The organism is Streptomyces durbertensis (assembly GCF_014156695.1).
Taxonomy (GTDB): Bacteria; Actinomycetota; Actinomycetes; order Streptomycetales; family Streptomycetaceae; genus Streptomyces; species Streptomyces durbertensis.
Genome location: NZ_WMLF01000199.1, coordinates 1 through 9,572 on the forward strand (window position 1 = coordinate 1; position 9,572 = coordinate 9,572).

Genomic DNA, 9,572 nt, shown 5'->3' on the forward strand with positions numbered 1-9,572 from the left:
AGTCCAGTCACAGCACTACGCGTTCCTCGTCCCCGAGGCGCGGTTCGACGCCATGATCGCGCGGCTGGAGGCGGCGGACGCGTTTGCGGTCGTCGTCGCGGAGGCGGTCGAGTTCGCGGTCGTGGAGGGTGATGAGCGCGCGGTCGTCGAGGGCGAAGTCGATGTGGCCTTCGATGAGGGCGTCCAGCGCCCGCTCGGGTGAGCCGCCGGTGCCGGTGGTCTCGGCGAGGCGCATGCGTCCGCCGTCGTGGAGGCGTTCGGAGATGCCGACGAGGAGTTCGGCGAGCATGGCGTCCTTGCCCGCGAAGTGGCGGTAGAGACCGGGTCCGCTGATGCCGACGGCGGCGCCTATCTCGTCGACGCCGACGCCGTGGAAGCCGCGTTCGGCGAACAGGCGGGCGGCCTCGCGGAGGATCTGCTCCCGGCGGGTGCCACCCCCGGCGCGGCGGCGCCCTCGGGGCTCCTGGCCGTGCGGCCCGGGGCTGGTGGCGGTGGCGGTGCCGGTGTTGCTGCTCATGGGGGAATTCTAGACAGTGGTGTTAGTGGGCGTTAACCTGAGCGCACGGGTTAACGCCCACTAACCACAGGCAAGGGGGCTTGAGGTAATGCAGCAGGCACCGCCGCTGTCCAGCACCGCCGATCCGGCATCCCCGGCGTGGCGCGCGAACGAGGAGGCGCACCGGGAGCTGGCGGCTCGACTGCGCGAGAAGCTGGCCGCCGCGCGGCTGGGCGGCGGGGAGAAGGCCCGCGCCCGGCATACGTCGCGCGGCAAGCTGCTGCCCCGCGACAGGGTGGACCACCTGCTCGACCCGGGCTCTCCGTTTCTGGAGCTGGCGCCGCTGGCGGCGGACGGCCTGTACGGCGGTCAGGCCCCGGCGGCCGGAGTGATCGCCGGTATCGGCCGGGTCAGCGGCCGCGAGGTTGTTGTCGTGGCGAACGACGCGACCGTCAAGGGCGGCACGTACTACCCGATGACGGTGAAGAAGCACCTGCGGGCGCAGGAGGTGGCGCTGGAGAACCGGCTGCCGTGCGTCTACCTGGTCGACTCCGGCGGCGCCTTCCTGCCGATGCAGGACGAGGTGTTCCCGGACCGGGACCACTTCGGGCGGATCTTCTACAACCAGGCCCGGCTGTCCGGGTCGGGCATCCCGCAGATCGCCGCCGTGCTCGGCTCGTGCACGGCGGGCGGCGCCTACGTGCCGGCGATGAGCGACGAGGCGGTCATCGTGCGCGGGCAGGGCACGATCTTCCTGGGCGGCCCGCCGCTGGTGAAGGCGGCGACGGGCGAGGTCGTCACGGCCGAGGAGCTGGGCGGCGGCGAGGTGCACTCGCGCACGTCCGGCGTCACGGACCACCTGGCGGAGGACGACGCGCACGCCCTGCGGATCGTACGCAACATCGTGGCGACGCTGCCGGAGCGCGGGCCGCTGCCCTGGTCGGTGGAGCCGGCCGAGGAGCCGGCGGTGGACCCGGCCGGGATGTACGGCGCGGTGCCGGTCGACTCCCGCACCCCCTACGACGTCCGGGAGGTGATCGCGCGCATCACCGACGGCTCCCGCTTCCAGGAGTTCAAGGCGGAGTACGGGCAGACGCTGGTCACCGGTTTCGCCCGGATCCACGGCCACCCGGTGGGCATCGTCGCGAACAACGGCATCCTGTTCTCGGAGTCGGCCCAGAAGGGCGCGCACTTCATCGAGCTGTGCGACCAGCGCGGTGTGCCGCTGCTGTTCCTGCAGAACATCTCGGGCTTCATGGTGGGCCGGGACTACGAGGCGGGCGGCATCGCCAAGCACGGCGCGAAGATGGTCACCGCCGTGGCGTGCGCCCGGGTGCCGAAGCTGACCGTGGTGGTCGGCGGCTCCTACGGGGCGGGGAACTACTCGATGTGCGGGCGGGCCTACTCGCCGCGCTTCCTGTGGATGTGGCCGAACGCCAAGATCTCGGTGATGGGCGGCGAGCAGGCCGCGTCCGTGCTGGCCACGGTCAAGCGGGACCAGCTGGAGGCGCGCGGCGAGGAGTGGAGCGCCGAGGACGAGGAGGCGTTCAAGGCGCCGGTCCGGGAGCAGTACGAGACGCAGGGCAGCGCCTACTACGCGACCGCGCGGCTGTGGGACGACGGCGTGATCGACCCGCTCCAGACCCGCACGGTGGTGGGCCTGGCCCTCACCGCCTGCGCGAACGCCCCGATCCCCGACCGCGACCAGGCCGCCCAGGGCTTCGGCGTCTTCCGGATGTGAGGACCATGACGACGCTGACCACGATGACGACGATGAGGAGCACGACCTCCATGTTCGACACGGTCCTGGTCGCGAACCGGGGCGAGATCGCGGTGCGGGTGATCCGCACGCTGCGCGCGCTCGGGGTGCGGTCGGTCGCCGTCTACAGCGACGCGGACGCCGACGCGCGGCACGTGCGGGAGGCCGACACCGCCGTGCGGATCGGCCCGGCACCGGCGGTCGAGAGCTACCTGTCGATCCCGAACCTGCTGGCCGCCGCCGGGCGCACGGGCGCGCAGGCCGTGCACCCGGGCTACGGCTTCCTCGCCGAGAACGCGGCGTTCGCCCGCGCGGTCACCGACGCCGGCATGGTCTTCCTGGGGCCGCCGGCGGAGGCCATCGAGCTGATGGGCGACAAGATCCGCGCCAAGGAGACCGTGCGGGCGGCCGGGGTGCCGGTCGTGCCCGGGTCCTCGGGCAGTGGGCTGAGCGACGAGGAGCTGGTGGCGGCGGCCCGCGAGGTCGGCGTGCCGGTGCTGCTGAAGCCGTCGGCCGGCGGCGGCGGCAAGGGCATGCGGCTGGTGCGGGACGAGTCGCTGCTGGCCGAGGAGATCAACGCGGCCCGGCGGGAGGCGCGCGGCTCGTTCGGTGACGACACGCTGCTGGTGGAGCGGTGGATCGACCGTCCCCGGCACATCGAGATCCAGGTCCTCGCCGACGGGCACGGCAACGTGCTGCACCTGGGCGAGCGGGAGTGCTCGTTGCAGCGGCGGCACCAGAAGATCATCGAGGAGGCGCCGAGCCCGTTCCTGGACGAGGCGACGCGGGCGGCGATGGGCGCGGCGGCCGTGGAGGCCGCCCGGTCCTGCGGCTACCGGGGCGCCGGCACAGTCGAGTTCATCGTGCCCGGCGGTGACGCGTCCTCCTACTTCTTCATGGAGATGAACACCCGGCTCCAGGTGGAGCACCCGGTGACCGAGCTGGTCTGCGGGATCGACCTGGTCGAGTGGCAGCTGCGGGTGGCGGCCGGGGAGCAACTGCCCTGGCGGCAGGAGGAGATCACCCTCACCGGGCACGCGGTGGAGGCCCGGATCTGCGCGGAGACGGCCCGTACGAGCGGCGACCGGGTGGACTTCCTGCCGTCGGCCGGCCCGGTGCTGCTGCTGCGCGAACCGGCCGGCGCCGGCGTCCGGGTGGACTCCGGCCTCCGCGAGGGCACGGACGTGGGCACCACGTACGACCCGATGCTGGCGAAGGTCATCGCCTACGGCCCGGACCGGGCGGCGGCGCTGCGCCGGCTGCGGGCGGCGCTGGCCGGTACGACGGTGCTCGGTGTGGACACCAACACCGGCTTCCTGCGGGCGCTGCTGGCCCATCCGGACGTGGTGAGCGGCGAGTTGGACACGGGCCTGGTCGACCGGGACGCGGCGTCGCTGGTGCCGGCCGACGTGCCGGAGGAGGTGTACGCGGCGGCGGCGCTGCTGCGGCACGCCGCGCTGGAGCCGGCCGGCGGCGGCTGGACGGACCCGTTCTCGGTGCCGTCCGGCTGGCGGCTGGACGGCACGTCCGCCTGGACGCCGCACCACTTCAAGGCGCCGGGCCGCGAGGCGGTGACGGTCGGAGTGCGCGGCCGCGGCGCGGGCACGGAGGTGCGGATCGGCGGGGCCGAGCCGGTGCCGGCCCGGCTGCTGGGCGACGGCGACGGCCTGGTGCGGCTGGAGTGGCACGGCACGACGCTCGCCTTCGACCACGCCGCCGAGCCGGCCGCCGTCGGGCGGCCCGCCGCGCTGTGGCTCGGCCGGGAGGGCGCGAGCTGGATGCTCCACGACCACGACCCGGTGGCGGCGGCGCTGCGCGGCGGCGGCGCCGGACACGGCGTCGACACGCTGACCGCGCCCATGCCGGGCACGGTGACGGTGGTCAAGGCGGCGGTCGGCGACACCGTCTCCGCCGGCCAGCCGCTGGTGATCGTCGAGGCGATGAAGATGGAGCACGTCATCTCCGCGCCGCACGCCGGGACGGTGACCGAGCTGGACGTGCGACCGGGCAGCACGGTCGCGATGGACCAGGTGCTCGCCGTCGTCGACCCCCACGACCCCGAGACCGCCGACGCCACCGGCCCGGCTGACACCGCCGACGCCGCCGACACCGGTGAGGAGACGCCATGACCGCCACCGGACTCCCCATGGTCTTCCCCCTGGAGGGGCTGCCCGCCCGGGTGCGGATCCACGAGGTCGGCCCGCGCGACGGGCTGCAGAACGAGCAGGCGACCGTCCCGGTGGAGGTCAAGGCCGAGTTCGTCCGCCGGCTCGCGGACGCCGGGCTGACCACCGTCGAGGCCACCAGCTTTGTGCACCCGAAGTGGGTGCCGCAGCTCGCGGACGCCGAGGAGCTGTACCCGCGCCTCACCGGGCCGGACGGCCCGAGCGGGGTGCGGCTGCCGGTGCTGGTGCCCAACGAGCGCGGCCTGGACCGTGCGCTGGCACTCGGCGCCCGGGACGTGGCCGTGTTCGGCAGCGCCACCGAGTCGTTCGCGAAGGCGAATCTCAACCGGACCGTGGACGAGTCGCTGACGATGTTCGCGCCGGTGGTCGCGAGGGCCAAGGAGGCCGGGGCGCACGTACGCGGCTACCTGTCGATGTGCTTCGGCGACCCCTGGGAGGGCCCGGTGGCGCTCGACCGGGTGGTGGACGTCGCGCGGCGCCTGTTCGACCTGGGCTGCGACGAGCTGAGCCTGGGCGACACCATCGGCGTCGCCACCCCCGGACACGTCACCGCGCTGCTCGCCGCGCTGAACGACGGCGGCGTGGACAACACCCGTCTCGCCGTCCACTTCCACGACACCTACGGCCAGGCGCTGGCCAACACGCTGGCCGCGCTGCGGCACGGCGTCACCACCGTCGACGCGTCCGCCGGCGGCCTCGGCGGCTGCCCCTACGCGAAGAGCGCCACCGGCAACCTCGCCACGGAGGACCTGGTCTGGATGCTCCGGGGCCTCGGCGTGGAAACCGGCGTCGACCTCGGCCGACTCACCGCCACAAGCGTGTGGATGGCCGACCGGCTGGGCCGCCCCAGCCCCTCCCGAACCGTACGCGCCCTCTCCCACAAGGAGCACTGAGGACCATGTCAGTCGAGCAGCACGAGCCGCGCCTGGACCACCGGCTCAGCCCGGAACACGAGGAACTGCGGCGCACGGTCGAGGAGTTCGCGCACGACGTGGTCGCCCCCAAGATCGGCGACTTCTACGAGCGGCACGAGTTCCCCTACGAGATCGTGCGCGAGATGGGCCGGATGGGCCTGTTCGGCCTGCCGTTCCCCGAGGAGTACGGCGGCATGGGCGGCGACTACCTCGCGCTGTGCCTGGCGCTGGAGGAGCTGGCCCGGGTCGACTCCTCGGTGGCCATCACCCTGGAGGCCGGCGTCTCGCTCGGCGCCATGCCGATCTACCGGTTCGGCAGCGAGGAGCAGAAGCGGGAGTGGCTGCCGAAGCTGTGCACGGGCGAACAGCTCGGCGCGTTCGGACTGACCGAGCCGGGCTGCGGCTCGGACGCCGGCGGCACCACCACCACCGCCGTGCGCGACGGCGACGAGTGGGTGATCAACGGCACCAAGTGCTTCATCACCAACTCCGGCACGGACATCACCGGGCTGGTCACGGTCACCGCCGTCACCGGCCGCAAGCCCGACGGCCGGCCGGAGATCTCCTCGATCCTCGTCCCGTCCGGCACGCCCGGCTTCACCGTCGCCGCGCCCTACTCCAAGGTCGGCTGGAACGCCTCCGACACCCGTGAGCTGTCGTTCTCCGACGTGCGGGTGCCGCTGGCGAACCTGGTCGGCGAGGAGGGGCGCGGGTACGCGCAGTTCCTGAGCATCCTCGACGAGGGGCGGATCGCGATCTCCGCGCTGGCCACCGGCCTCGCGCAGGGCTGCGTCGACGAGTCGGTGCGCTACGCCGGGGAGCGGGAGGCGTTCGGCCGGCCGATCGGCGCCAACCAGGCCATCCAGTTCAAGCTCGCCGACATGGAGATGCGCGCCCACACCGCGCGGATCGCCTGGCGCGACGCCGCCTCCCGGATGCTGGCCGGTGAGCCGTTCAAGAAGGAGGCGGCGATGGCCAAGCTGTACTCCTCGGAGATCGCCGTCACCAACGCCCGCGAGGCGACGCAGATCCACGGCGGCTACGGCTTCATGAACGAGTACCCGGTGGCCCGGATGTGGCGGGACTCCAAGATCCTGGAGATCGGCGAGGGCACCAGCGAGGTGCAGCGCATGCTGATCGCGCGGGAGCTCGGCTTCGCGAGCTGAGCCTTGGCGCCTGTGGCGCGCGGGACGACACGAGCCGCTGAGCGGCGCGGTGCCGACCACCCGGCGGCACCGCGCCGCTCAGTGCTTCCCGCGCTTCCCCCCGGCCGGCGACGCACCCTCGCCGGACGACTTCGTCCCACCGGACGGCTTCGCGCCGGGCGGCGGTTCACCGCGCCGCCAGGCGGCGAGCGAGGGTCGGTGTCCCGACCTGGTGGCGGGACGACACGAGCCGCTGAGCGGCGCGGTGCCGACCACCCGGCGGCACCGCGCCGCTCAGTGCTTCCCGCGCTTCCCGCCGGGCGGCGACGCACCCTCGCCGGACGGCTTCGGCCCACCGGACGGCTTCGGCCCGGCGGCGGTTCGCCGCGCCGCCCGGCGGCGAGCGAGGGTCGGTGTCCCGACCTGGTGGCGGGACGACACGAGCCGCTGAGCGGCGCGGTGCCGACCACCCGGCGGCACCGCGCCGCTCAGTGCTTCCCGCGCTTCCCCCCGGCCGGCGACGCACCCTCGCCGGACGACTTCGTCCCACCGGACGGCTTCGCGCCGGGCGGCGGTTCACCGCGCCGCCAGGCGGTGGGCGGCACGCGTGCCCGCCTCGCCCTGGTGGCGGGCCAGCCACACCCGTACCTCGGTGCCGCCGAGCACCGAGCGGCCGACCCGCACGTCCCCGCCGGTGGACTCGGCGACCCGGCGCACGATGTCGAGCCCGAGCCCGGTGGAGCCGGGCCGCCCGTCGCCGTGGCCGCGGCTCAGCGCGGCCTCCGGGTCGTCGATGCCGGGGCCCGCATCGGAGACGAGCACGATGACCGCGTCCTCGGCGTGGTGGACGTCGACGGCGAACTCGGTGCCCTCGGGCGTGTGCCGGAAGACGTTGCCGAGCATGGCGTCCATCGCGGCGGCCAGTTCGGCGCGGGCGACCGGCAGCGGCGCCGGGCGGTCGGCGCCGGCGACCCGCGCCGTACGTCCCTCGTCCTCGGCGAGCGCCGACCAGAACGCCATGCGCTCCCGGATGACCTCCGCCGCGTCGCAGCCGGCGGCGGCGTTCCCGGGCGCCTGCGGCTTCTGCTGGCGGGCGGTGCGGATGATCTGGTCGACCTCGCCCTCCAGTTGGGCGACGGCGGCGCGGGTCTGCTCGGCGGCGTCCCCGTCGCCGAGCGAGGCGGTGTTCAGCCGGAGCACGGTCAGCGGGGTGCGCAGCCGGTGGGAGAGGTCCGCCGCCAGCTCCCGCTCGTTGGCGAGCAGCCGCACGACCTGGTCGGCCATCGAGTTGAACGACTCGGCGGCGCTGCGCAGTTCACGCGGCCCCGTCTCCGGGACGCGGACGCCGAGCCGCCCCTCGCCCAGTTCCCTGGCGGCCAGCGCCAGCCGTTCCGCCGGCCGGACCATCCGGGTGCCGAGCCGGTCGGCGATGGCCACCGAGGCCACGACCAGCGCCAGTCCGACGCCGGCGAGCACCAGCCACGCCGTGCCCACCCCCCGGTTCACCTCGGCCCGGGGCACAAAGACCTCGACGACGGCGATCTTCCCGGTGTGCACGGCGACGGGTTGCAGCAGCGTGTGTCCGCCCGGCACGTCGAGCACCACCGCCCGGCTGGTGCGCAACGCCTCCTCGGGGCTGCGCCGTTCGCCGAGGTCGATGGGCCGCACACCGCGCCGGGCGGGCGGCACGTGGACGGCGAGGCGGCCGTCGGCCCACGCCTGGGTGCTGGCGACCGCGAGTTCGAGCTGCTGCCGGTCGGAGGTGATGGCCAGGGCGGGGCCGACGGCGGCGGCCTGCCGCTCGGCGTTCGACAGGGCCCGGTCGCGGGCCAGTTCCTTCACCACGAGGGCGAGCGGCACCGCGAACGCGAGCACCACCATGGTGGTCACCGCGAGCGCGACCCTGACCAGCGCCCATCTCACTCGGCGGCCCCCGGCGGCTCGGTCGGCGCCTCCAGTTTCACACCCACCCCGCGCAGCGTGCGCAGATAGCGCGGCGCGGCGGCCGTCTCGCCCAACTTCCTTCGCAGCCAGGAGAGATGCACGTCGATGGTCTGGTCGTCGCCGTACGCCTGCTGCCACACCTCGGCGAGCAGTTCCCGGCGCGGCACGACCACGCCGGGGCGGTGGGCGAGGAACGCCAGCAGGTCGAACTCGCGGCGGGTGAGGTCCAGTGGCCGCCCGTCCAGGCTCGCCGTGCGGCGCAGCGGGTCGACGGTCAGCCCGCCGACGGTGATCGCCTCGGACACCGGCCGCTCCCCGGCGGCCGTGCCGGCGCGGCGCAGCACGGCCGTGATGCGGGCCGAAAGGTGCTCCACGGAGAACGGTTTGACGAGGTAGTCGTCGGCGCCGTCGTTGAGCAGCCGCACGATCTCCGCCTCGTCGTCCCGCGCGGTGGCGATGATCACCGGCACCTGGGTGACGCCCCGGATCATCTTCAGCGCCTCGGCGCCGTCCAGGTCGGGCAGCCCGAGGTCGAGGATGACCACGTCGAAGCCGACCTGCGCCACCTCGCGCAGCGCCTCCAGCGCCGTGCCGACGCTGCGGACGGCGTGCGACGCCTCGCTGAGGTGGCGTATCAGTGCCGAGCGGACGAACTGGTCGTCCTCCACCACAAGTACCCGTGCCATCCCTCGTCCCTCGCTGCGGAACCCACCGGGCGGAAGCCGTCCGTCCGGTCACCGCGACGCACAGTACGACAATCTGAGTACTCGTCGGGAGTCCCTGGTCCGGACCAAGCTGCCGGAGTGGGGGTGGTTTGTTTATGCTCGCAGCCCTATGCGACGAGGTCTTGTGCACGCCACGGCTTGGACGGCCGCCACCGCCGCGGCGATGACGCTGTCCTGGTTCGGCGTGCGCACGGTGCTCACCGGCACGGTCTACGACCGGCCGCGGGCGATGCCGCTCGGCGACGACTCCGGCTTCGCCGGCGCCGCGCCCCAGGCATCCTCCACCAGCCGCCCCCAGGCACCCGACGACCCACCGGACGAGGCCGACCCGACGCCCGGCGACACGCCGACGACCACGGCCGGGCCGACCGCCCCCGCAAGCCCCTCCCCCACCGGGCCGACC

General features: G+C 74.1%; 7 protein-coding genes and 2 pseudogenes. 6 read left to right on the forward strand and 3 right to left on the reverse strand.

From position 1 onward, the window contains the following. Positions 1 to 64 precede the first annotated feature (64 nt). Positions 65 to 517 (reverse strand): annotated as a pseudogene (locus GL263_RS14785) (TetR/AcrR family transcriptional regulator); the annotation flags it as partial. Positions 518 to 605: 88 nt separating this feature from the next. On the opposite strand from GL263_RS14785, the gene GL263_RS14790 reads away from it, so the two are divergent. The 5 genes from GL263_RS14790 to GL263_RS14810 are packed head-to-tail and all read left to right on the forward strand — an operon-like array spanning position 606 to position 6,951. Next, the gene (locus tag GL263_RS14790) at positions 606 to 2,237 is read left to right on the forward strand and encodes a carboxyl transferase domain-containing protein (protein WP_182856172.1); all 1,632 of its coding nucleotides are present in this window, start codon (positions 606 to 608) and stop codon (positions 2,235 to 2,237) included. 50 nt (positions 2,238 to 2,287) lie between these two features. Further along, complete coding sequence (locus GL263_RS14795; RefSeq protein ID WP_182856177.1) at positions 2,288 to 4,384, forward strand: acetyl/propionyl/methylcrotonyl-CoA carboxylase subunit alpha; 2,097 nt, start codon at positions 2,288 to 2,290, stop codon at positions 4,382 to 4,384. Continuing rightward, entirely contained in the window at positions 4,381 to 5,334 is a 954-nt protein-coding gene (locus GL263_RS14800) for a hydroxymethylglutaryl-CoA lyase (protein WP_182856173.1), read from the forward strand. Before GL263_RS14795 ends, GL263_RS14800 begins: the two co-directional genes overlap by 4 nt. A 5-nt stretch (positions 5,335 to 5,339) precedes the next feature. After that, on the forward strand, positions 5,340 to 6,521 hold the full coding sequence (locus tag GL263_RS14805; protein ID WP_323379401.1) for an acyl-CoA dehydrogenase family protein: 1,182 nt from the start codon (positions 5,340 to 5,342) through the stop codon (positions 6,519 to 6,521). Positions 6,522 to 6,570: 49 nt separating this feature from the next. Further along, on the forward strand, positions 6,571 to 6,951 hold the full coding sequence (locus tag GL263_RS14810) for a hypothetical protein (RefSeq protein WP_182856174.1): 381 nt from the start codon (positions 6,571 to 6,573) through the stop codon (positions 6,949 to 6,951). A gap of 125 nt (positions 6,952 to 7,076) precedes the next feature. On the opposite strand, the gene GL263_RS14815 is transcribed toward GL263_RS14810, so the two are convergent. Continuing rightward, positions 7,077 to 8,423, reverse strand: a complete 1,347-nt coding sequence (locus GL263_RS14815; RefSeq protein ID WP_182856175.1) for a sensor histidine kinase — start codon at positions 8,421 to 8,423, stop codon at positions 7,077 to 7,079. Beyond that, positions 8,420 to 9,130 carry a response regulator transcription factor gene (locus GL263_RS14820; protein WP_182856176.1) on the reverse strand — a complete coding sequence of 237 codons (711 nt, stop codon included), beginning with the start codon at positions 9,128 to 9,130 and terminating at the stop codon, positions 8,420 to 8,422. The genes GL263_RS14815 and GL263_RS14820 overlap by 4 nt, the downstream gene beginning before the upstream one ends. Positions 9,131 to 9,278: 148 nt before the next feature. Here GL263_RS14820 and GL263_RS14825 point away from each other — a divergent pair. Beyond that, a pseudogene (locus GL263_RS14825) lies at positions 9,279 to 9,572 on the forward strand (hypothetical protein); the annotation flags it as partial.

Excerpts from the sequence above, each read along its gene's own strand:
- GL263_RS14800 (WP_182856173.1), top strand. The coding sequence starts at position 4,381 with ATGACCGCCACCGGACTCCCCATGGTCTTCCCCCTGGAGGGGCTGCCC.
- GL263_RS14795 (WP_182856177.1), top strand. The coding sequence starts at position 2,288 with ATGTTCGACACGGTCCTGGTCGCGAACCGGGGCGAGATCGCGGTGCGG.
- GL263_RS14820 (WP_182856176.1), bottom strand. The coding sequence starts at position 9,130 with ATGGCACGGGTACTTGTGGTGGAGGACGACCAGTTCGTCCGCTCGGCA.
- GL263_RS14790 (WP_182856172.1), top strand. The coding sequence starts at position 606 with ATGCAGCAGGCACCGCCGCTGTCCAGCACCGCCGATCCGGCATCCCCG.
- GL263_RS14805 (WP_323379401.1), top strand. The coding sequence starts at position 5,340 with ATGTCAGTCGAGCAGCACGAGCCGCGCCTGGACCACCGGCTCAGCCCG.